This is a genomic window from Paraburkholderia sp. RL17-381-BIF-C (genome assembly GCF_046026435.1).
Lineage (GTDB): Bacteria > Pseudomonadota > Gammaproteobacteria > Burkholderiales > Burkholderiaceae > Paraburkholderia.
The window spans coordinates 32,761-53,586 of the sequence record NZ_JARESX010000046.1; the positions used below are offsets into that span (position 1 = coordinate 32,761).

17 protein-coding genes are annotated in these 20,826 nt (G+C 63.6%); 9 read left to right on the forward strand and 8 right to left on the reverse strand.

Annotated elements, in window-relative coordinates; genetic code table 11:
• Positions 1 to 123 precede the first annotated feature (123 nt).
• The 4 genes from P0D70_RS24835 (at position 124) to P0D70_RS24850 (ending at position 3,302) form a co-directional block, all read left to right on the forward strand.
• On the forward strand, positions 124 to 651 hold the full coding sequence (locus tag P0D70_RS24835) for a PRC-barrel domain-containing protein (protein ID WP_091808010.1): 528 nt from the start codon (positions 124 to 126) through the stop codon (positions 649 to 651).
• A gap of 164 nt (positions 652 to 815) precedes the next feature.
• Positions 816 to 1,202: a DUF3175 domain-containing protein gene (locus P0D70_RS24840; protein ID WP_408186407.1), complete on the forward strand. Its 387-nt coding sequence runs from the start codon at positions 816 to 818 to the stop codon at positions 1,200 to 1,202.
• 78 nt (positions 1,203 to 1,280) lie between these two features.
• The gene (locus P0D70_RS24845) at positions 1,281 to 2,600 is read left to right on the forward strand and encodes a cation:proton antiporter (protein ID WP_408186408.1); all 1,320 of its coding nucleotides are present in this window, start codon (positions 1,281 to 1,283) and stop codon (positions 2,598 to 2,600) included.
• A gap of 132 nt (positions 2,601 to 2,732) precedes the next feature.
• Positions 2,733 to 3,302: an FUSC family protein gene (locus P0D70_RS24850; protein WP_408186409.1), complete on the forward strand. Its 570-nt coding sequence runs from the start codon at positions 2,733 to 2,735 to the stop codon at positions 3,300 to 3,302.
• Here the strand turns inward: P0D70_RS24850 and P0D70_RS24855 are convergent, their stop codons facing one another.
• Entirely contained in the window at positions 3,303 to 4,265 is a 963-nt protein-coding gene (locus P0D70_RS24855) for a cupin domain-containing protein (RefSeq protein WP_408186410.1), read from the reverse strand. It lies immediately after the preceding gene.
• 115 nt (positions 4,266 to 4,380) lie between these two features.
• On the opposite strand from P0D70_RS24855, the gene P0D70_RS24860 reads away from it, so the two are divergent.
• Entirely contained in the window at positions 4,381 to 4,737 is a 357-nt protein-coding gene (locus P0D70_RS24860; protein ID WP_408186411.1) for a carboxymuconolactone decarboxylase family protein, read from the forward strand.
• A 127-nt stretch (positions 4,738 to 4,864) separates the two neighbouring features.
• On the opposite strand, the gene P0D70_RS24865 is transcribed toward P0D70_RS24860, so the two are convergent.
• Positions 4,865 to 5,914: an aldo/keto reductase gene (locus tag P0D70_RS24865; RefSeq protein WP_408186412.1), complete on the reverse strand. Its 1,050-nt coding sequence runs from the start codon at positions 5,912 to 5,914 to the stop codon at positions 4,865 to 4,867.
• Positions 5,915 to 6,223: 309 nt separating this feature from the next.
• Here P0D70_RS24865 and P0D70_RS24870 point away from each other — a divergent pair, with 309 nt between their 5' ends.
• A complete protein-coding gene (locus P0D70_RS24870; RefSeq protein ID WP_408186413.1) occupies positions 6,224 to 10,783 on the forward strand; it encodes a DEAD/DEAH box helicase in 4,560 nt (1,519 codons plus the stop codon).
• A gap of 206 nt (positions 10,784 to 10,989) precedes the next feature.
• Positions 10,990 to 12,993, forward strand: coding sequence for a cyclic di-GMP phosphodiesterase (gene pdeR, locus P0D70_RS24875; protein WP_091808001.1), 2,004 nt, complete (start codon positions 10,990 to 10,992; stop codon positions 12,991 to 12,993).
• Between the two features lie 77 nt (positions 12,994 to 13,070).
• Here pdeR and P0D70_RS24880 read toward each other — a convergent pair whose 3' ends face one another.
• Entirely contained in the window at positions 13,071 to 13,958 is an 888-nt protein-coding gene (locus P0D70_RS24880; RefSeq protein WP_091807999.1) for a crotonase/enoyl-CoA hydratase family protein, read from the reverse strand.
• Between the two features lie 513 nt (positions 13,959 to 14,471).
• Positions 14,472 to 15,935: a M20 family metallopeptidase gene (locus P0D70_RS24885; protein ID WP_408186414.1), complete on the reverse strand. Its 1,464-nt coding sequence runs from the start codon at positions 15,933 to 15,935 to the stop codon at positions 14,472 to 14,474.
• Positions 15,936 to 16,107: 172 nt separating this feature from the next.
• Between P0D70_RS24885 and P0D70_RS24890 the strand changes: the two genes are divergently transcribed.
• Positions 16,108 to 16,416, forward strand: coding sequence for a superinfection immunity protein (locus P0D70_RS24890; RefSeq protein WP_408186415.1), 309 nt, complete (start codon positions 16,108 to 16,110; stop codon positions 16,414 to 16,416).
• A 90-nt stretch (positions 16,417 to 16,506) separates the two neighbouring features.
• Here P0D70_RS24890 and P0D70_RS24895 read toward each other — a convergent pair whose 3' ends face one another.
• From P0D70_RS24895 to P0D70_RS24910, 4 genes are all read right to left on the reverse strand, one after another.
• The gene (locus tag P0D70_RS24895) at positions 16,507 to 16,779 is read right to left on the reverse strand and encodes a YodC family protein (protein ID WP_091807992.1); all 273 of its coding nucleotides are present in this window, start codon (positions 16,777 to 16,779) and stop codon (positions 16,507 to 16,509) included.
• 492 nt (positions 16,780 to 17,271) lie between these two features.
• Positions 17,272 to 18,807, reverse strand: a complete 1,536-nt coding sequence (locus tag P0D70_RS24900; protein ID WP_408186416.1) for an MFS transporter — start codon at positions 18,805 to 18,807, stop codon at positions 17,272 to 17,274.
• A 30-nt stretch (positions 18,808 to 18,837) separates the two neighbouring features.
• A complete protein-coding gene (locus P0D70_RS24905; RefSeq protein ID WP_091807988.1) occupies positions 18,838 to 19,488 on the reverse strand; it encodes a TetR/AcrR family transcriptional regulator in 651 nt (216 codons plus the stop codon).
• A gap of 148 nt (positions 19,489 to 19,636) precedes the next feature.
• A complete protein-coding gene (locus P0D70_RS24910) occupies positions 19,637 to 20,062 on the reverse strand; it encodes an OsmC family protein (RefSeq protein ID WP_011492126.1) in 426 nt (141 codons plus the stop codon).
• 349 nt (positions 20,063 to 20,411) lie between these two features.
• Between P0D70_RS24910 and P0D70_RS24915 the strand changes: the two genes are divergently transcribed.
• Entirely contained in the window at positions 20,412 to 20,717 is a 306-nt protein-coding gene (locus P0D70_RS24915; protein ID WP_408186417.1) for a DUF4148 domain-containing protein, read from the forward strand.
• The last annotated feature ends 109 nt before the right edge of the window (positions 20,718 to 20,826 follow it).

The following is a 20,826-nucleotide window of genomic DNA, read 5'->3' on the forward strand; positions in this document are numbered from 1 at the left end:
CGCAATGCAGACACGCTCTCGAACACAACACGTCTCTGCTGCGCCGCATGTGCCTCTCTCGAAGATCGAAGGAACGCCCGTTGCTCAAGCTTCAACATACCCACCTTGTAGAGGAGTCACATCATGATCAACCAGACACAAACGCAAGCAGGGCTGCGTCAGGGCGAAGGCGCCCGAATCGTCGGCAAAGGCAGCGCGACTGCGGACGGTCCCGGCCCGGACGTGATGGCCGCCGCCACCCTCGATGGCAATAAGGTGCTCAGCAGCGACGGCGAGGATATCGGCAAAATCAAGGACATCATGCTCGACGTCAATTCGGGGCGCGTCGCGTATGCGGTGCTTTCGAGTGGCGGCTTTCTCGGCATTGGCGACAAGCTGCTCGCCATTCCATGGCATGCATTGACGCTGGATACCGAGCAAAAATGCTTCGTGCTGAACATGACCGCCGAACGCGTGAAAAACGCACCTGGCTTCGACAAGGACCATTGGCCGGCGATGGCGGATCAGACATGGGCCACGTCCGTGCATCAGTACTACGGCAGTGAACCCTACTGGGGCCGCGACCGTTACGATCGACGCGACGACTACGGTGTCGACGACATTCCGCCCGCGTCGTCCGACGCGCCGGAGGCAGGCGGCCTGAAGTTGTAAAGCACGCTCACGGCGGGCGCATGCGGCTATCCGGTCGCGGCGCCCGCGCGGATGCGCCGGCATGCCGCCTTTGCGGCAGCCGGCGCATTTCACTTTGAGCGGGCCGTTGTAAGCCACCAAAGCCGCGCAGAAGCGCGCGCACATGCCGATAAGGAGCCTCTGCCATGGCCACCCGAAAAACCACGAGCAAATCGAAACGCCCCGTCGCGCGCGGCAAGTCAGGACGGCCACCACGCCAGCGGCACGCCCAGGCCCACGCGGCGCATCGCGCGAAAAGCCCGCAAAAGTGGTCGCATCATGTGATGGAAACCAGTGACGCAATGGACATCCAGCACGACATTTTCAAAACCGGCAGCGCGGAGTCGATCGCGCAATCGCTCAAGCATTCGTCGACGCGAAGCCGGCGCCGCAAGGGCACACCGTTCCAGTCGGCCATGTCGATGCTGAACTTTTATATCAATCGCGCGGGCAGGAACCTGCCGAAAGCGCGCCGTGATACCTTGCAACAGGCCAAGCGCAAGCTGCGCGAAGCATTCGGACGCGCGCCATGAAAATGACGCGTCGGCGCGCGTTTCTTCTTCAACCGGTCACGCATGCAGCGCCTGCATGCGAGCCCTTACCGGATGCTCATGCACGAAACTTTGTGGTTTCTGATCGTTGGCGGCGTGCTCGTTTTCATGGGTCTCGCGGCAACGACACTCCGGCGGCTGCCCATCAGCGCCGCCATGTTTTACCTCGCGATCGGCTACGTCCTCGGGCCGCCCGGTATCGGGCTATTGCGTCTGGACATGATCGCGGACGCGCATCTGCTGCGCATTTTCACTGAAGTCGCGCTACTGGTCTCCCTGTTTGCCATTGGCCTGCGCTTGCGGCTAGGCATGCTGGAAAAGCTCTGGACCGTGCCGCTGCGGCTCGGCTTCCTTGCCATGCTGGCGACTATTCCGCTGCTGACGCTCTTCGGCGTGTACGTGCTGCATCTGGGCTGGGGGCCGGCCTTGCTGCTCGCGGCGATACTCGCGCCAACCGACCCGGTGCTCGCCCACGATGTGCAAGTGCACAATCCAGGCGACCTCGATTTGCTGCGCTTCGCGCTCTCGGGCGAAGGCGGTCTGAACGACGGCATCGCACTGCCCTTCGCGCTGCTCGGTCTGGCGCTATGCGCCGCGCCCTCCGCTGAAGCGGGTGACCTGCTGAACCTGAAGCTCGCGGGCAGCGTTGTGTGGGGCGTGGCGGGGGCGCTCGCCATTGGCGGCGTGCTCGGCTGGGCCACGACGCACGCGGTGGCGTGGCTGCGCACGCGCCACGCGCAGGCGCTCGGGCTCGAAGGTTTCTTCGCGCTCGGCCTGATCGAACTGTGTTTCGGCGTCGCGCAACTCGCGCAAACCTACGGTTTTCTGGCCGTGTTCGCGGCCGGCGTCGCGATGCGCCGCGTCGAACACCGCGCGAGCGGCGGCATGTCGGCTCGCAAGGCGATCGGCACCGTCGATTCCGAAGACGTCGAAGCGACCGCGGCGAATCCAAGCAAAGCGCATGCGTTCATGACGGAGTCGGTGCTCGGTTTCACGATCGAACTCGAGCGCATCGCCGAAGTCGCCGTCATGGCAATGGTCGGCAACGTACTCGCCACGATGACCGCACCGCTCTTCACCTGGCAAACCGTTTCGCTCACCGTTGCGCTATTCGTGCTCGTGCGGCCGGTGTCGGTGGAATTGTCTCTGGTGGGCTCGAGCGCAACGCCGACCCAACGGCGGCTGATGAGCTGGTTCGGCATACGTGGCATCGGCTCGTTTTACTACCTCGCGTACGCGCTTGAAAACGGCAGCGCGGCCAACGTCGCGCCGCTCGTGCCGCTCACGCTCGCCGTGATCGCGGCATCTGTCGTCGTCCATGGCGTCTCGGCGACACCGTTGATGAACTGGTATCACCGGCTGCGCAGTCGTGAAGGCTAGCCACGATCATTGAGCGGCGTGAATTCCCGATGCTTTCCATTGGCATGCGCGGGCGCGCCTGTCTTCACGCGAAGCTAAATTGAATCGCTAGAATACGGGACCTTCATGCCGCAACAAGGCCTCTTACCTTCAATGACCTCACGCGACGATTCAGAACGTACGGCACGGGCGAGCGCCGCCAACTCGCTGTTTGCATTTCTCAAGGCATTGCCGCCCCGCGAGCGTTTAATGGAAGGCAGCTTCATGGCCGTGCAGGCCGTCGCGGGCGCGAGCCTCGCGTTCGCCATCGGCCGCGCGCTGCATACCGAGCAGGCCTTCTGGGCGTGCATCACGGCGATTGCGGTCAGCCAGCATAGCTATATCGACACCCGCAACCTGTCGCGCGATCAATTCATCGGCGCGATGGTCGGCGGCTTGTGCGGACTCGTGGGCACGACGCTCGGCGCCGGTTATTTCGCGGCCTACGCGGCCACGGTCGGCGTGGCGATCATCATGTGCTGGATCCTGAACGTGGGTAGCGCGGCGCGTCTGGGCGGCATTACCGCAACGATCATGCTGCTGGTGCCGGGCATCGGCCCGGCGTGGGACAAAGCCTTGATGCGCCTCGGCGAGGTGACGCTCGGCACGGTCTGCGCATTACTGGTGGCGTTTCTCATGACGTGGATCGAGCAGCGCTGGTTCGGCAAACCGAACAAGGCCTAGCTAGCCCGGCGTCACATCGTTGTCGTGCGGAGCACGCCGGTAACGTCCGGGCGTCACCCCCACGCTTTGCTGAAACGCCTTGCCGAATGCTGCCTCCGACTGATAGCCCACCGCCTCGCCGATCTCGGCCGCGCTACGCTGCGTGCGTCGCAGCAGATCGCACGCAATGGTCATACGGATCTGCGTGAGAAAGTCCATCACGGTCATGCCCGCGCGCTCATTGAAATGGCGCGCGTAAGTCGCGCGCGACATGGCCGCGAGCTCGCCGAGTTCGGCAATGGTCCACGCTCGCTCGGGAGCGCCCAGCATGCCTTGCACGGAAGCACCGAGACGCGCGTCGGCGAGCAGCGCGAGCACGCCTGAAGCCGACGCGTTGCGCTCGCCGTGCGCGCGCAACGCCATCGCGAAGAGCGCCTGGCTCAATGCGGTAACGATGGCAAGGGCGCCCGCCTCGCGTCGTTCGGCCTCGGTGCGCATCAGCGCAATCAGCGTTTGCAGCGAGCCCAGCGCTTGCATGCCGCCTAGCGAGACGTGGAACGGATCGGGCAATGCGTTCAGCAACAACGCCGACGACCCCGGGGCGTAAACGAAGCGGCCACACAGCAGATCGATGTCTGCAGGCACCTGCGCATCATTGCTGCCATCGTTGCGGCCGTCGTTGCGCCGCACGGGCAACATGCCGTCATGGCCGAGCGTCAATGGCGCGGTGGCCGCCAGCCGCTTCACGTCGCGCACACGATGCGCCGCGCCACGCGGAAACAGCATGAAGTCGCCCGCGCTCAGCGCGTGCTGCACGCCGTCGGCGGTTTCGACAATACACGCGCCGTCCAGCACGAGGTGAAACGGCGCAATGCCCGCTTCCATCGAATCGTGATCAATGTCGAAGGCGCCCAAGAGCTGGCAACGCAGATCGAGACTGGCTTGGGGCCGCGCCAGGTCGATCAGTCGGCTAAGCGTATCCATGAGACGATCGCGCTAAAAGTTGAGCGAATCGAGTATTCAGGATATCGCGGCGCAGCGCAATACTTGTCTCACGACGCCGGCACCCGCCGACGCGCAGCAGACAAGGAGCATTGCCATGTTGAACTGGATCGAATACCGCAAAGAACTGTTCGGCCGCATCGGCGAAATCGCCAAACTGTCGCCGGATACCGTCAGGGCGTATCAGGCGATGTCGAGCGCCGGCCAGAAGAAAGACCTCCTCGGCGCCAAGACGCGCGAACTGATTTCGCTCGCCGTGGCGGTGAGCCTGCGCTGTGACGGTTGTATCACCGTGCACACCGCCGAAGCGCTCAAGCTTGGCGCGACACGCGACGAAATCGCCGAAGCGCTGGGCGTCGCGGTCGCCATCAATGCGGGCGCCGCGATGGTGTATTCGGCTCGCACGATGGACGCCGCCGCGGCTTATGCGGCGCAAGCAGCGGACGCGGTCTGAGTCGATGCGAGGAGCAGGCGGCACTCGGCGACTAGGCCGCCACACGAACTGAGCGGCCGCGCGTGGACCACCTGATTTGTCTCGCAACATACGACCCACGCGCGGCCCGCTCTACCTCAGTCCACTGCTACTCCGGATGCCGCGCCTCTTCCAACTGCTTGCGGCGCGGCTCGCCTTGACGTTCCAGCATCCAGCCCGGATATTCTGCGGGCAGCGAGCTGACCTGATCGAGCCGGGCGAGTTCGTCCGCCGTGAGCGAAACACCGGTCGCCGCGATGTTATCGTCGAGTTGCCCGACCTTTTTCGCGCCGACGATCACCGAGGTCACCACGCGCTGATGCAGCAGCCACGCGAGCGCGATCTGCGCGACCGACACCTGCTTCGTCCCGGCGATCTCACGCATCACGTCGATACAATCGTAGGCGCGCTCGCGGTTGACCGGCGGAAAATCGAAGGTCGTGCGACGGCTGCCCGCTTCGCCCTGCTGCTCGCGTCCGTATTTGCCACTCAGCAAGCCGCCCGCGAGCGGACTCCACACCATCAGCCCGAGACCCTCGCTGTGCAACATCGGCACGAGTTCACGTTCGAGATCGCGGCCCGCGAGCGTGTAATACGCCTGCAGCGTCTCGAAACGCGCAAGCCCAAGCCGCTCCGAGATGCCGAGTGCTTTCACGATCTGCCACGCGGCCCAGTTCGATACGCCGACATAGCGCACATGGCCGTGCTGCACGAGCGTGTCGAGTGCACGAACGGTTTCTTCGATCGGCGTGGCCGGGTCGAAGCCGTGGATCTGATACAGGTCGACGTGATCGAGCTGCAAACGCTTCAAACTCGCCTTCACGCCGTCGATGATGTGGTAGCGCGACGCGCCGCGCGCGTTCGGGAACTCGCCCGTCTGACCGAATACCTTGGTGGCCACCACCACTTTGTCGCGCGGCACCTTGAGGTTCTTTAGCGCCTGGCCCGTGATCTGTTCGGACAGACCTTCTGCGTAGACGTCGGCTGTGTCGATGAAGTTGATGCCCGCATCGAGCGCCCGGCCAACCAGACGCTCCGCGTCGCCCTGCTGCAGATCGCCGATCTGCTTCCACATGCCCTCGCCACCGCCGAAGGTCATCGTGCCCAGACATAGCTCTGAAACAAACACACCGGTACGGCCTAACTGGTTGTATCGCATCGTTGAGACTCCATCATGGATTGGTGGATCGGTGAGGCGTAGAGAGTACTGCAATTAGCAAAATCCGGCAGAGCGTGAAAACGCGTGCGAAGGCAGTCGAAAGCGGGCATGCATTTGTTTCAAACTCCTTACGATCTGAATGACTGTGCTCCGGGCGTGCCGCTTTACCCGGACGGCAAAAATTGCCGCCGTACCAGCGCTTTAGCGGCAACCTGCGTGGCCGGCAAACAGGGTTGGGCAAAACTCGCGCAAACCTGCCAGACTGGCTGCTGATCCACACACGCGGCGCGCTCCCGCCGCCCTCTGGATATGGCACGCCTCGCCCCCATCTATGCCAGCATGACCTCGGCCACCACCACCTCTGCCGCTGCCCTGGATGCGGCTCCCGGCACCGCATCGGGTTCCATCGCGACGCCCGCCGTGGAGCGTTCGACGGCCGATGCGCTGGCCGATTTCCTTCCCGCGGTCGCGAGCTGGTTCCTCAAGCGCTTTCCCGCCCCGGCCGAAGCCCAGGCCGCTGCGTGGCCGCAGATTCGCCGTGGCCGCTCCACGCTGGTGGCCGCGCCGACGGGTTCGGGCAAGACTCTCACCGCCTTCCTGTCCGCGCTCGACGATCTTGTCCAGCAGGGGCTCGCCAACGGCGGCGTACTTCCCGACGAAACGCTGGTGGTGTACGTTTCGCCGCTCAAGGCGCTATCCAACGACATCCGCCTCAATCTGCAGTTGCCGTTGCAAGGCATCGCCGCGGAACTCGAAGCGCGCGGCTTGCCGGCGCTGGACATTCGTACCGCCGTGCGCACCGGCGACACCACGCAGCAGGAACGCAACGCGTTGAAAAAACGCGCGCCGCACATCCTCGTCACCACGCCTGAATCGCTTTACGTGCTGCTCGGTTCGGATTCGGGACGCCGCATGCTCGCGACCGTACGCACAGTGATCGTCGATGAAATTCACGCGCTTGCCGGCGGCAAGCGCGGCAGCCATCTTTCGCTCAGCCTGGAGCGCCTGGACGCGCTGTGCGGGCGGCGTTTGCCGCGCATCGGGCTGTCGGCGACGCAAAAGCCGGTGAGCGCGGTCGCGCGTTTTCTGGTGGGCGGCGGGAGTATCGACAGCGGCATTCCCGCCGATTGCGCGATCGTCGACGTGGGTCATGTCCGGGCGCGCGACCTCGCGCTCGAGATCCCGCCGGTGCCGCTCGAAGCGGTGATGCCCAACGAAGTGTGGGAGCGCGTCTACGACCGTCTAGCCGAACTGGTGGCGATGCACCGCACCACGCTGATCTTCGTCAACACGCGGCGCATGGCCGAGCGCGCCGCGCGTCATCTGACCGAGCGGCTCGGCAAGGACGTGGTCGCCGCGCACCACGGCAGCCTTGCCAAGGAACATCGGTTCGACGCCGAACAGCGCCTGAAACGCGGCGAACTGCGCGTGCTGATCGCCACCGCTTCGCTGGAGCTCGGCATCGATATCGGCGATGTCGATCTGGTCTGCCAGATGGGTTCGCCGCGCGCGATCGCACCGTTCCTGCAACGCGTCGGACGCTCGGGTCATCATGTCGGCGGGATGCCCAAAGGCCGGCTTTTTCCGGCGTCGCGCGACGATCTGATCGAATGCGCCGCGCTGCTCGATTGCGTGCGGCGCGGCGAACTCGACGCGCTGCGTATTCCGCGCGCGCCGCTCGACGTGCTCGCCCAGCAGATCGTCGCGGAAGTGTCGAGCGCCGAATGGAACGAAGACGCGCTGTTCGACATGTTGCGGCGCGCCGCACCGTACGCGGATCTGACGCGTGAGCAGTACGACGCCGTGCTGCGCATGCTCGTGGAAGGCTATACGAGCCGCAATGGTCCGCGCGGCGCGTACATCCATCGCGACGTGGTGAGTGGCACGCTGCGCGGCCGGCGCGGCGGCAAGCTCGTCGCCGTCACTTCGGGCGGCACGATTCCCGAGAATGCCGACTATGCCGTGGTGCTCGAACCGCAGGCGATCAATATCGGCACCGTGAACGAGGATTTCGCCGTCGAAAGCCTGGCCGGCGACGTGTTTCAGCTCGGCAACGCGTCATACCGGATTCTGCGGATCGAAAGCGGGCGCGTGCGGGTCGAGGACGCGCAGGGACAGCCGCCGAATATTCCTTTCTGGCTCGGCGAAGCACCGGGGCGCAGCGACGAACTGTCGTTCGGCGTCGCACGTTTGCGCGAGCAGATCGGGCGTCTTCTCGAAGGGAAGGATTCGGTGATGCCGGCCGTTTCTGTGAATGAGGGCGGAGCCGACGTTGAAGCCGAAGCTGAGGTTGTATCCGAAGCCGAAGCCGCAACGCTACCCGCCCGCCTCGACCACGCGACCGACTGGCTCATCCACAACCTCGGTCTCGACGAAGCCGCCGCACGCCAGATCGTCGACTATCTCGCCCGCGCGCGCGCCGCGCTCAGCGTGCTGCCCACGCAGAACACGCTGGTCATGGAGCGTTTCTTCGACGAATCCGGCGGCACCCAACTCGTGATCCACGCACCGTTCGGCAGCCGCGTGAACCGCGCGTGGGGTCTCGCGCTGCGCAAGCGGTTTTGCCGGACCTTCAACTTCGAACTGCAAGCCGCCGCCACCGAAGACGCGATCGTCCTCTCGCTGACCGGCAGCCATTCCTTCGTGCTCGACGACGTGTGGCGCTATCTGCATTCGAACAGCGCGGAGCATCTGCTGATTCAGGCGCTGCTCGACGCGCCGCTGTTCGGCGTGCGCTGGCGCTGGAACGCGACCACCGCGCTCGGCTTGCCGCGTTACACCGGCGGGCGCAAAACCGCGCCGCAATTGCAACGCATGCGCAGCGAAGATTTACTGGCGAACGTGTTCCCCGAGCAGGCCGCGTGTCTGGAGAACGTAGTGGGCGAACGCGAACTGCCGAGTCATCCGTTAGTGGACCAAACCGTCGACGACTGTCTGCACGAAGCAATGGACAGCGAACGCTGGCTCGCGCTGCTGCGCCGTATCGAACAGGGCGACATTCAACTGGTTGCGCGCGACTTGCCGGCGCCCTCGCCGCTCGCGGCCGAAATCCTCAATGCAAAGCCCTACGCGTACCTCGACGACGCGCCTATCGAGGAACGCCGTACGCAAGCCGTGCTGAGCCGCCGCTGGACGGACCCGTCGAGTGCCGACGATCTCGGCGCACTGGATGCCGGCGCTATCGAAAGCGTGCGCGACGAAGCATGGCCGCAGGCGCGCAATACCGACGAGATGCATGAAGCGTTGACGGGCCTCGCCTGCATCACCGAGGCCGAAGCGCGTCGTCGCGAAGGCTGGCCGGCGTGGCTCGCGGCGCTGGCCGAATCCGGCCGCGCCACCCGGTTGCGGATAGCCGACGGCGACGCCGTGTGGCTGCCGGTCGAGCGCCTCACCTGTTTCGAGTCGCTCTATCCGGGCGCCAGCTTTGCGCCCCTGCTCGCCGCGCCGAAAGGCTATACCGAGAGCTGGACCGCCGAGGACGCCCTGCTCGACGTGCTCCGCGCGCGTCTGACAGGCTTCGGGCCGCTGCCGGTCAGCGCGATTGCCGGGGCGCTGCACTTGCCGGCGGCATCGGTCGAGCAGAGCCTGATGCGCCTCGAAGCCGAAGGCTACGTGATGCGCGGGCGCTTCACGCCGCAAGCGGGCGAAGAAGAATGGTGCGAACGTCACCTCCTTGCGCGCATACACCGTTACACGGTGAAGCGCCTGCGCCGTGAAATCGAGCCGGTGGAACGGCACGACTTCATGCGCTTTCTGTTCGAGTGGCAACACTTGACGCCGGACACGCGCAGCGAAGGACGCGACGCCCTCGCGGCGGTGCTCGACCAACTCGAAGGCTTCCAGGCGGCGGCGGGCGCCTGGGAGGAAGACATTCTGCCCGCACGCGTGAAGGCGTATGCGAATACTTCGCTCGACGAACTATGCCGCGCCGGCAAGATAGTCTGGACCCGACTGACGGAGCGCGCACGCGGCGCCGCCGGGCCGGTCCGCAGCACGCCCATCGTGCTGCTGCCACGCGCGCAAGTGCGCGTGTGGAGCGCGTTGCTCGATCCGTCGAAGCAACCGGAGTTGTCGGCCCGCGCGCAAAGCGTGTACGACGCGCTCGTGCAACACGGCGCGATGTTCTTCGACGAACTGCTGGCGGAGGTTCGCGTATTGCGTATGGAACTGGAGAGCGCACTGGGCGAACTGGTGGCCGCGGGTCTCGTGAATTCAGACAGTTTCGCGGGCCTGCGTGCGCTGCTCAAGCCGGTGGCCAAACGCAATGCGTTTTCCAGCAACCGGCGCGCGCGCTCGAGCGCGCTGATCGGCGGCATGGACGACGCGGGCCGCTGGGCACTCGTTACCCGTCCCACCGCTGCTGTGGCGTCCGCGACCGCGCCGGAGCAGCGTCGCCGGCAATTGCCGCCGGAAGTCCTGGAGCATGTCGCAATGACGCTATTGCGACGTTACGGCGTGGTGTTCTGGCGGCTGCTCGAACGCGAGGCGGATTGGCTGCCGCCATGGCGAGATCTTTTGCGCGTGTTCCAGCGGCTCGAAGCGCGTGGTGTGATTCGCGGCGGGCGTTTTGTGAATGGGCTCGCGGGCGAACAATTTGCCCTGCCTGAAGCGATTCCGGTACTGCGAGAAGTGCGACGGCATGCGAACGATAGTGCTTTTGTGTGCGTAGCAGGCACGGACCCCTTGAATCTCGCGGGCACTTTGCTTGTTGGCGAACGCGTCCCCGCGGTAGCGGGCAACCGGATTCTGTATCGCGACGGTGTCGTGGTAGCCACGCTGGTGGCAGGGGCTTTCTGGTTCGATCCCTTGCTGGAAACGGTTCCCTCCGAGAGGGAACAGGCTCGTGCATGGCTCGCGCGGCGTTTTTGACCGCTGGGCGCGCGTATCGGCGGTCACAATTTCACGACTAATTCAGCGTAAATCAACCCTAAAGACAGCAGGTTTACCAACCGTTAATCTTTCTAAGCCCGAACGCCAGCCGCTTCGCTACAATGGGGACAGTCTTAAGTATGATGAAGACTGTTTGCCGACTCCGCCTTCAAGACGGCCAACGGCACACACCGCCCGGGGATCTCATGAACGACGACCAACACGACCAGGTGCTTTTTGCCCAGTTCGGCACAAGCAGCCCATGCTGGCGTCTGTCGAACGACAGCAACGCGCTCGAACTCACGCCCGTCACCGGCGATGTGCCTGCCAATGTCGCCATTCCTCTGAATCCTCAGCAGGCCTCGCAAATCCGTTGCCTGACCGGCGTGACCTCGCATCTCGTCCTCGACGTTCGGCTGTTCGGCGAGCCGTTGCGCCTGCATCTGGTCGGCAAGAAGCTCACCAGTAACTCCTGGGCCGGCACCGCCTCCGCTTATGACGACACCGAGTCCGTCGCGCGCGATCTGGTCCACGGCCTCTCGTTCGCCGAGCAGGTCGTGTCCGAAGTGAATTCGGTCGTCGTGATCGTCGACCGGCACGGCCGGATACAGCGCTTCAACCGGCTCGCGGAGGAGCTTACGGGCGTCAAGGAGGAAAACATCATTGGCCGCAACGTGTGGGCGCTGTTCATGTCCACCGAAGACGGCGCGGCCTCCAGTCAGAACATTGCGGGCTTCTTCAATCGCGGCGTGTCGTACGAAGTCGAGCGGCGCGTCAAAACGGTGCATGGCGAACGGCTCTTCCTGTTCCGCAACAAGTTCGTTCACAGCGGCAGCGGCGTCGAAGAACAATTCCTGATCTGCTCGGGCACCGACATCACCGAGGAACGGCTCGCGCAGGAACGCCTCACCGAACTGGCGAATACCGACTCGCTCACCGGCCTCGCGAACCGCAACGCGATCCAGGACAAAATCCGCACCGCCATTGAAGACGCCGCGCCGGGCGAAGAAGTCGGCGTGCTGTTTCTCGACCTCGACAACTTCAAGAAGGTCAACGATCACTACGGCCACGTGTTCGGCGACCGTCTGATTCGCGACGTGTCCACCGCCATCGGCCTCTGCCTGAACGAAGGCGATACGCTTGCGCGCCTGGGTGGCGACGAATTCATCGTGCTCGCGGCCAAGGGCAAGGCGCGCGAACTCGAAGCCACCGCGCAGCGCGTGCTCGAACGCATGCGCACGCCGTTCAGCCTCGGGCTCGTGGAGGTCTACACGGGCTGCTCGATCGGCATCGCGTTGTATCCGGAACACGGCGACAGCCTCGAATCGCTGATCCGTTCCGCCGACACCGCCATGTACGTCGCCAAAGACGAAGGCAAACGCACGCACCGCGTGTTCTCACCGGAAATGAACCGCAAGGTCGCCGAGTATATGTGGCTCGACACCAACTTGCGGCGCGGTCTCGAAGAGGGCCAACTGACTCTGCATTACCAGCCGAAACTGTCGCTCACCACCGGCGTGGTCCAGGGCGCCGAAGCGCTGGTGCGCTGGAATTCTCCCGAGCGTGGGCAGATCATGCCGGCCGAGTTCATCCGTTATGCGGAAGAGTCCGGCTTGATCGGCGTGCTCGGCCGCTGGGTCATGGAAACGGCCGCGAAACAGGCCGCCAAATGGAAAGCCGACGGCTACAACCTGCGTATCGCGATCAACGTGTCGGCGCGGCAACTCGTCGATACGGCGGTGGTCCGCCATTTCACGGAGGCGCTGCAGAACGCGAATCTCGACCCCTGCCTGATCGATCTCGAACTGACCGAAAGCTGCCTGATCGAAGACGAAACGGCTGCGATCGACCTGATCAAGCAGTTCCGCCAACTCGGCGCGCAGGTTCATCTGGACGATTTCGGCACGGGCTATTCGTCGCTGTCGCAGCTCGGCCGTATTCCGCTCGACGTCATCAAGCTCGACCGCAGCTTCGTGCGTTCGATCAACGCAGACACCAAGGCGCAAGCGCTGGTGCGCTCCATGGTGGTCGTCGCGCAGGAGCTGAATTTCAAGGTGGTCGCCGAAGGGATCGAGACCGAGTCGGAAGAATTGTTCATGAAGGGCCTGGGCGTCGACTACGTGCAGGGCTTCCTGTACGGCCAGGCCATGCCGGCGCCTGAATTCGAACGCTGGTTGCAGGATAGACAGAAGCTCAGACTGATCGCCTGAGCCTCCGTGCGCCCCATGGGAACTTCCCTGGGGGAGCCGCCCCCCTTGCGGCTTATCGTGTTTGGCCCCAGGCTCTTTCAGGCGAAATTGGCCGTACTGACCGCCGTCTGGCGCAGGTTCGAGGTCCGCCGGTTCTGCAGCATCACCAGCCGTTCCATGAAGGCCAGATCCTTCTCTTCGATCGTGAAGGCCGCTTCCACCCAATCCTCCGTGATTTCCATCAACTCGGCGCGCGAGAGTTGCAGCACGCGCTGGCGAGCCCGCAGCATTGCCCGGATGCCGTTCATTTTGGGCTTGAGCGTGTCGATGAAGGTACGGGTCGCCATATAGGCTTCGCCCGGCTCGAACAGTTGATCGACCAGACCTTTGCCGTAATGCCATTCTGCCGTATGCGATTCTCCGACGCCGATCAGTTCCTCCGCGAGCCGCATGCCGACTTTGCGCGCCACCAGTGAGTAGCCGCCCATGCCCGGGAACAGATTGAACGCGATCTCCGGGAAGCCCATGCGCGCGTCAGTCTGCGCGAGCAGGAAATGATGCGCGAGCGCGGCCTCGAAGCCCCCACCGAGTGCCGTGCCCTCCACCATCGCGATCGAAATCGCCCCCGTGTCGAACCCCCGCGACGCCGCATGCACGCAATCGACACACGCCCGCGCATACGCCATCAGTGCCTGACGCTTACCGGTGCGGATCGCGTCCGCGAAGAAGTCCAGATCGCCGCCGACGTTGTACATGGTCGGAATCAACGAGCCGGTGACCCAGAAGTCGATCGGCAATCCCGAGTCCCGGGCTGCTTGCGCGAGTTCCAGAATGTCATGCACCAGGTCGAGATTGAAACAGGGACGCGGCTGCGCCCGCAACATCATCCACATGATGTTGCGGCCTTCTTCGTAGTAAGCGGAAATTTGCGAAAGATTGCCGGCCTCGAGGAACGGACGGCAGGCGTGGTGGTTATGGAGATTCATTTTGAACGGTCCTTTTAAGGTTAAACACTGGTATTGCAATGCGAGCCTAAAGCAGACCGGAATCGGATGGGAGCGGGGTAACCAACAGATGAATGCAAGCCGCGAGCAAAGCCCCGCCAGACGGTGCTCTGCGGGAGGGTGAGGGTTGGGTGGCGGGTTCCGTGAACGCAAACGCTTGCGCACCGATGATGGGCGAAAATGACCCACAAATAGGCGCACGCCGGCTGTCAATTTACCTACGGTCAGGGATTGAATTTCTTGCCGGAGCCGAAAGAAAAAGAAATAGTCTTCGATTAGAAAATGCAATCGAAAATATGACTGGCGAGTGCGTGTTTTTTGGTTTGTGCGCTAACAGACTGAGTATCTGTTTCGCATATTTAAACGCATGCGGCCGCGAGCACCGCGCAATCCACGAAGTATCTATCGTGGATGCGCGGACCGGCGGCCGTCTTCTTGCGCTCTCATCCGGTTGATGATGGCGCGGGTCGTACCAGGCGTGATGCCTGGCAATGCTCAAGGCGCGGCTGCAATGACCTCGGCAACCGCGGCCGTGAGCTTCTTGCCGTAAGGCACGTGCAGGAATTCATTCGGTCCGTGCGCGTTCGACTTCGGTCCGAGCACGCCGCACACCATGAACTGCGACTTCGGGAAGCCCGCCTTCAGCACGTTCATGAGCGGAATGGTGCCGCCCTGCCCCACGTAGGCGACATCGGCGCCGTAGTGCTGGCGCGACGCGTCGTTGAGCGCCGTGGCAAGCCACGGGGCGAGATCGGGCGCGCTCCAGCCGCTCGCCGCGCCTGCGTCCGGCTTGAACGTCACCTTGGCGTTGTAGGGCGGATCGAGTTCGAGCAGCGCCTTCAGTTCGGCGACGGCCTTCTCCGCCTCGATCAGCGGCGGCAGGCGCAGCGACAGCTTGAACGCCGTGCGCGGACGCAGCACGTTGCCGGCATCGGCAAGCGCGGGCAGGCCCGCCGCGCCGGTCACGGATAGCGACGGACGCCACGTCGAATTGAGCAAGGCCTCTTGCGGATTGGTTGTGGTGGGGAGCACCTGACGGCCGTCCTGACCGCACGCCCACGGCAGCTTCTTCCAGACGTCGTCGCCGAGAATTTGCGCGGTGGCTTCCGCCTCACGCAGACGGTCCGCCGGAATCTCGACATGGAAGCCCTTCGGCAGCAGGGTGCCGTTAGCGGAGTCCTCCAGACGGTCGAACAGTTGCCGCATGATGCGGAAGCTCGACGGCGCGATCCCGCCGTAACCGCCCGAGTGAATCCCTTCGTCGAGCACCTGTACTTCGAGGTCGCCGGCAACCAGTCCGCGCAACGACGTGGTGAGCCACAGCTGATCGTAATTGCCCGCGCCCGAATCCAGACACACCACGAGCCCGACCTTGCCGAGCCGCTCGCGCAACGCGTCCACATACGGCAGCAGATCGTAGCTACCGGACTCCTCGCAGGTTTCAATGAGACCGACGCAGCGCGGACGCTCGACGCCTTGCGCGTCCAGCGCCGCGAGCGCGGTGATGCTTGCGTAGATCGCATAGCCGTCGTCGGCGCCGCCGCGGCCGTAGAGCTTGTCGTTCTCGAGTTTGGGTGTCCACGGTCCGAGGTCGTTACGCCAGCCGTCGAACTCGGGCTGCTTGTCGAGGTGGCCATACAGCACGATGGTTTCTTCGCTGCCGGAACGGGTCGCCGGCGTTTCGAAGAAGATCACCGGCGTGCGGCCGGCCAAGCGGATCACTTCGAGCTTCAGGCCGCGCACGGCCTGCTGTTCGGCCCATTGCGCGGCGTCGGTGATCACGCGCTCCAGATAGCCGTGCTTGACCCAGTCGGGATCGAACGCCGGACTCTTGGCCGGCACCGCGATGTAGTCCGTCAATGCGGGCACGATCTCGTCGTTCCACTTGCGGTCCACGAATTCACGTAGCGTGTCCGGGTTGATGCGTTGAGTTTGTTGGGTCGTGTCGTCGGAGATCATGATGGCGGTCCGTGGCAGGTCTGTTCAGTCGAAACGATCATGATAGTCCTGATGCGGGATCGGCTGAACCCCTCGCCCTTTCGCGCGTGAAGCAAGGCGTTTGTCGCGGGCCTTACGCGAACCATGCAATCGCGCGACAATCGGGCATACGTCGCATGTGGGGAGGCTGTCCATGAGTGGCAATCTCGTCGTCCAGACCATCGCCGCGGTGCTGGCGTTGGCGCTCTACTTTTTGCCTGCCGTGCTGGCGGACCGGCGCAAGCGCCACGACGTGCTGACGCTGGCGCTCTTCAATGCGTGCCTCGGCTGGACTGTGTTCGGCTGGCTGCTTACGCTGTATTGGTCATTGCAACCGAACCCGCCGAAGAACATCGCAGGCGAGGTGGTGGAGACGCGCAAACTCGTGAGGATGCGAGCTTTTTCGTCCGCGCTGCTGGTGCGCGTGCAACGGCGCAGCATGCGGGACCGCTCTGAGAACTAGATCAGGCGAAGCTGGGCAAGGTCGGCCGAAGCTCCGGCCGACCCGGCCGCGTGATTGGCCAACGCGTCAGGCGGCGCATCAGACAGCGCGTCAGGCGGCGCGGCCCACGCGGCTCCACAGAACGGAGCCGGCGGGAATGGAGCGCGGCTCTGCGCGCACGCTCGCGGGTGCAAACATCTCACGGCGCAGTTCGCCGTGTTCGTCGAACCACTCGCAGATCAGCCAGTTGCCCGGATTGAGCGCTACTGGCCCTGCGTATGTCACCGTCATGCGCGAGCCCCCTTCCTTCAACGTGACGACGTCGCCGACATTGAACTGGGCGGCTGGCGGTGTCTGGAATGCGTCAATGGTGGCGGTTAGCATATTTACCCCCTACGGAACCGTTGAGCGACATTAAATCGTTGCGCCGGATTTCTCGACATTAGGCCTGCTGAAGTAAAACTCTAAAAAGTTTGCCAAGATTAACAATCGAAATTAATCACTGCAAGCGCTTTTTATTGATACCGTTTTCATCGGGAGTGGAATGGCTTCCACTATCGCCCGCCCGTGCGTAAAACCGGGAAAACCCTTCAATGCGCCGCCTGGCCGCCCGTTCATGCGGCACTGCACGATCGCAACTGTTACTGCGGCGTAACGGCTCGGGCAGCAGAAAATGCCCGGACCTTTTGTCATATCTAATGCAGTGGCCAACAATATTCAGGGTTTATTCTGATCCAGCGCAAACGGAATTACCTGTGAACGACTCAGTTACCGGTAAATGCGGGATGCTTAAAATCGTCGTTGTTTAAAAAATTACCTAATAAATTCTGGCAGCCTCTGTTGAAAACGGTTTCAGCCGCCGGATTTTCAAATCCGCTACGCCACGCGCCGCAGCGCGAGCTGCTGATGCCGCACCAACAACACGCTCAATCCGATGCACGCGAACATCAGCAATGCGTTGATCGCCAGGCTGATCTGGAACGCATGCGCATAGGCGCCCGGCGCCGCGCGGCCACCAAGCGCGCCGAAGAACGCGCCGCTGATGGCCGCCGTCCCGAACGCCGAGCCGATCTGCAACGTCGACGAGACCACGCCCGAAGCCAGTCCGGCTTTCTCCGGCACGACTTCCAGCAACACGATGCGCATGATCGACGGCAGCAACAAGCCATGACCGACACCCGCGCACACCAGCCCGCAATAGAACAGCAGATCCGGCGTGGCCGACTGGGTGGCGGACCATCCCGTGACCGTGAAGCCGAGCGTCATCATCGAAAAACCGAGAGTCAGCACATGGCCGCCAATGCGTTTGACCACGGCCGGCGAAGTCAGCGGCCCGACCACGAAACCGATCGCAAACGGCATGATCGCGATGCCCGACGCGAGCGGCGTCCAGTGCAAACCGGTTTGCAAGAAAATCCCGTAGGTCAGGAAGAACGCGCTGTTGCAGTAGAACAGGAACGCGAGCACGAGCCCTAGCGCGAAGGCCCGGTTACGGAACAACTGCAGATCCACCAACGGATGGCCACCGCCGCGCTCCACGCGCCGCTCGGTCAGCACGAAGACTGCAAACGCGGGCACGGCAAGCGCGAACATCACGAAGGTCCACGCCGGCCAGCCCGCTTCGCGGCCGTGCGTCATCGGGTAAATGATCAGCAGCAGCACGGCGGAGAGCAGCGCCACGCCCTTCACGTCGATGCCGGTGCGCGTGGCCGGCTGGTTCTCCGGCACGAACTTCCAGGTGCCGATAAACGCCGCGATGCCGATCGGGATGTTGATCAGAAAGATGATGCGCCAGTCGAGTCCGAACGGGTGATACGTGATCAACGCGCCGCCACCCAACTGGCCGACGATCGACGACAGCCCGAACACGAAACCGTACAGGCTCATCACCTTGGTCTGCTGATGCAGCGGCACGACCGCGCGAATGGTCGCGAGCACTTGCGGCGCCATCACGGCGGCGGCGACGCCTTGGACGATCCGCGAAATCACCAGCATATGCCCGCTGGTCGCGAAGCCGCACAACGCCGAAGCGACCACGAACGCAGCCATGCCGGTCATGAACATGCGGCGGCGGCCGAACAGGTCGCCGAGCCGCCCGCCCGTGATCAACAGCACCGCGTACGCCGACGCGTAGGCGGAGACGACGAGCTGCAATTGCGCGTCGCTGGCGTTCAGGCCGGTGCGAATCGAGGGCAACGCGAGATTGACGATGAAATAATCGAGCGGCGCGAGGAAGGCGCCGACGAACAGCACGGCAAGCGCCAGCCCCTGCCGTTCGAAACGCGGCTCTGCCTTGCCGGCCGATGCCGCCACGCTCGCGGCCACGGTGCCCGGACAGGTCACCGCCGCAGCTGCCGTGCCGCTGGATCCGGCCAATGCCGCAGGAGCGGACTTGATGGCTTCGCTATTCATGACTGAACGTTCAAAAAATAGGTAAAAAAATTAGACGAGCGCGCGCATGGCGACGTCCACTATGCCTGTCAGCGCGTCTTCCTGATGAGCGACCCGCCCGAGCACGCGCAGACCTTGCATCACGCAGAGCAGGAAATCGCCGACGGCTTTTTCGTCCAGCGTGGAGTTGAATGCGCCGCTCGCCTGACCGCGAATCACCGACGCCGCCAGCAGCGTCGCCATGCGGCGCTGAATCGCGGCGACGCGCACGCGCAACTCCTCGTCGCCCGGCTGCATTTCCAGCGTGGTGTTGGTGATGAAGCAGCTGCGCTCGCCGGTCAGCGCGCACGCGACCCGCGCGTAGTGCAGCAAGGCGTTGCGCAGCGCCTCTTCCGGCGGCACCGGCGCGTTGAGCCGCTCGGCGAGCCGCGCGACCGAACCTTCCGCGTAGTGATCCAGCGCGGCCAGCATGATGCCGTGCTTGTCGCCGAACACGCCGTACAGACTGCCGCGCAACAGGCCGGTGGCCTTGCACAGATCGTCGATCGAGGTGGCGTGGTAGCCGTGATTCCAGAACACCTGACTCGCGCTCGCCAGGACCGTGTCCGTGTCGAACTCGCGCGGCCGGCCCCGAGGACAGACCTCGCCCGCTTTTTTCGCGGACTGCTTTGCGGATTTTTTCGGATCGCCAGTTAGCTTCATGCAACGGATATTATGACCACCCGTTCAAGAAAGCAAGACGAGTTTCCGTAGGTGCGTGCGAGCCAGCGCCGGTACAAACAAAAAGCCGGCGCCGGGTTTGACCCGAGCGCCGGCTTCATCGCTTGAACGGTTGGGGAACGGCGCGACCTCAGGTTTCGAGTTTCGCGTCCATCGTGATCGTGGCGTTCAGGACTTTGGACACCGGACAACCGGCTTTGGCGTCGGCCGTTGCCTTCTCAAAGGCGGCTTTATCGCCGCCGGGGATTTTCACGGCCACATCCAGATGAACCGCGGTGATCGCGAAACCGCCGCCGTCCTTGTCGAGCGTAACGGTTGCCGTGGTGCCGATGCGCTCAGGCGTGATGCCGGCCTTGCCCAGTTCAGCGGACAGCGCCATCGAGAAACATCCCGCATGCGCAGCCGCAATCAGTTCCTCCGGATTCGTGCCGATGCCGTCCGCGAAACGGGTCGAAAACGAGTATTGGGTCTCCTTGAGGACGCCGCTGTCGGTGGAAATCGAGCCCTTGCCGTCTTGCAGGCCGCCTTGCCAGACTGCTGATGCCTTGCGCTTCATCGCTCTCTCCTGTTTGTGCCCTGCTTCGCGCGCTCCACGACCGAATCTGATGCCTGCCGCACGGGTCCCGCCCGGATGTTCTGCGGTTTCGGCATCGGTCGCGAGTGCCGCGCGGCGCTGCAGGCGCGGGCGGGACCGAACCTCATCATAGGCGCTTCCGTGTGCCAGTGTCGTGACGATGCCGGCAATGGCTCAAAACAGAAGCCGCCCACCAACTATTTCAATAACCGTAACAATATTTCTTCCGGTGGCCGCTTTTTCACCGACCTTGCAAGAATTAGACTGGTTTCAACGGATCGGCACACGGCATTCAACCGATCTCATCAACAATCGAATCTTGGAGGTCATCATGAAATCGCTTATTTCCGCAGTGGTCATCGCAACCGCGCTCGTCGTTCCGGCTGTTTCCTTCGCCCAGCAGGCGGATGGTCTGACCCGCGCACAAGTGCGCGCTGAACTGGTGACGGCGCAAAAAGCGGGCCTCCTGAATCAGAACGACGTCAACTATCCGAAGACCGTGCCGCAAAGCGGTACGGCAGTGGCTACGGTTGCGAGAGGTTCGCACGACGTCGGCGGCGTGAAGGCGGTGTCGTCGGATGCAGGCACGCGTGATTCCTTGCAGCAAGGTCTGTTCGCGACGTATCGCGGCCAGTAAGCGGTAAGCCGCGCGGTGCAGCCGCTGGCGGTGGTGTCAGCGTGTGGCAGGTGACAAGCGTGGTTGCAGTCAAGAAGCGCCCCGGTTGCAAAGTTTGCAAGCGGGGCGC

Excerpts from the sequence above, each read along its gene's own strand:
- P0D70_RS24915 (WP_408186417.1), top strand. The coding sequence starts at position 20,412 with ATGAAATCGCTTATTTCCGCAGTGGTCATCGCAACCGCGCTCGTCGTT.
- P0D70_RS24835 (WP_091808010.1), top strand. The coding sequence starts at position 124 with ATGATCAACCAGACACAAACGCAAGCAGGGCTGCGTCAGGGCGAAGGC.
- P0D70_RS24860 (WP_408186411.1), top strand. The coding sequence starts at position 4,381 with ATGTTGAACTGGATCGAATACCGCAAAGAACTGTTCGGCCGCATCGGC.
- P0D70_RS24910 (WP_011492126.1), bottom strand. The coding sequence starts at position 20,062 with ATGAAGCGCAAGGCATCAGCAGTCTGGCAAGGCGGCCTGCAAGACGGC.
- P0D70_RS24880 (WP_091807999.1), bottom strand. The coding sequence starts at position 13,958 with ATGAATCTCCATAACCACCACGCCTGCCGTCCGTTCCTCGAGGCCGGC.
- P0D70_RS24905 (WP_091807988.1), bottom strand. The coding sequence starts at position 19,488 with ATGAAGCTAACTGGCGATCCGAAAAAATCCGCAAAGCAGTCCGCGAAA.
- P0D70_RS24850 (WP_408186409.1), top strand. The coding sequence starts at position 2,733 with ATGACCTCACGCGACGATTCAGAACGTACGGCACGGGCGAGCGCCGCC.
- P0D70_RS24900 (WP_408186416.1), bottom strand. The coding sequence starts at position 18,807 with ATGAATAGCGAAGCCATCAAGTCCGCTCCTGCGGCATTGGCCGGATCC.
- P0D70_RS24870 (WP_408186413.1), top strand. The coding sequence starts at position 6,224 with ATGGCACGCCTCGCCCCCATCTATGCCAGCATGACCTCGGCCACCACC.
- P0D70_RS24845 (WP_408186408.1), top strand. The coding sequence starts at position 1,281 with ATGCACGAAACTTTGTGGTTTCTGATCGTTGGCGGCGTGCTCGTTTTC.
- P0D70_RS24840 (WP_408186407.1), top strand. The coding sequence starts at position 816 with ATGGCCACCCGAAAAACCACGAGCAAATCGAAACGCCCCGTCGCGCGC.
- P0D70_RS24890 (WP_408186415.1), top strand. The coding sequence starts at position 16,108 with ATGAGTGGCAATCTCGTCGTCCAGACCATCGCCGCGGTGCTGGCGTTG.
- P0D70_RS24855 (WP_408186410.1), bottom strand. The coding sequence starts at position 4,265 with ATGGATACGCTTAGCCGACTGATCGACCTGGCGCGGCCCCAAGCCAGT.
- pdeR (WP_091808001.1), top strand. The coding sequence starts at position 10,990 with ATGAACGACGACCAACACGACCAGGTGCTTTTTGCCCAGTTCGGCACA.
- P0D70_RS24895 (WP_091807992.1), bottom strand. The coding sequence starts at position 16,779 with ATGCTAACCGCCACCATTGACGCATTCCAGACACCGCCAGCCGCCCAG.
- P0D70_RS24885 (WP_408186414.1), bottom strand. The coding sequence starts at position 15,935 with ATGATCTCCGACGACACGACCCAACAAACTCAACGCATCAACCCGGAC.
- P0D70_RS24865 (WP_408186412.1), bottom strand. The coding sequence starts at position 5,914 with ATGCGATACAACCAGTTAGGCCGTACCGGTGTGTTTGTTTCAGAGCTA.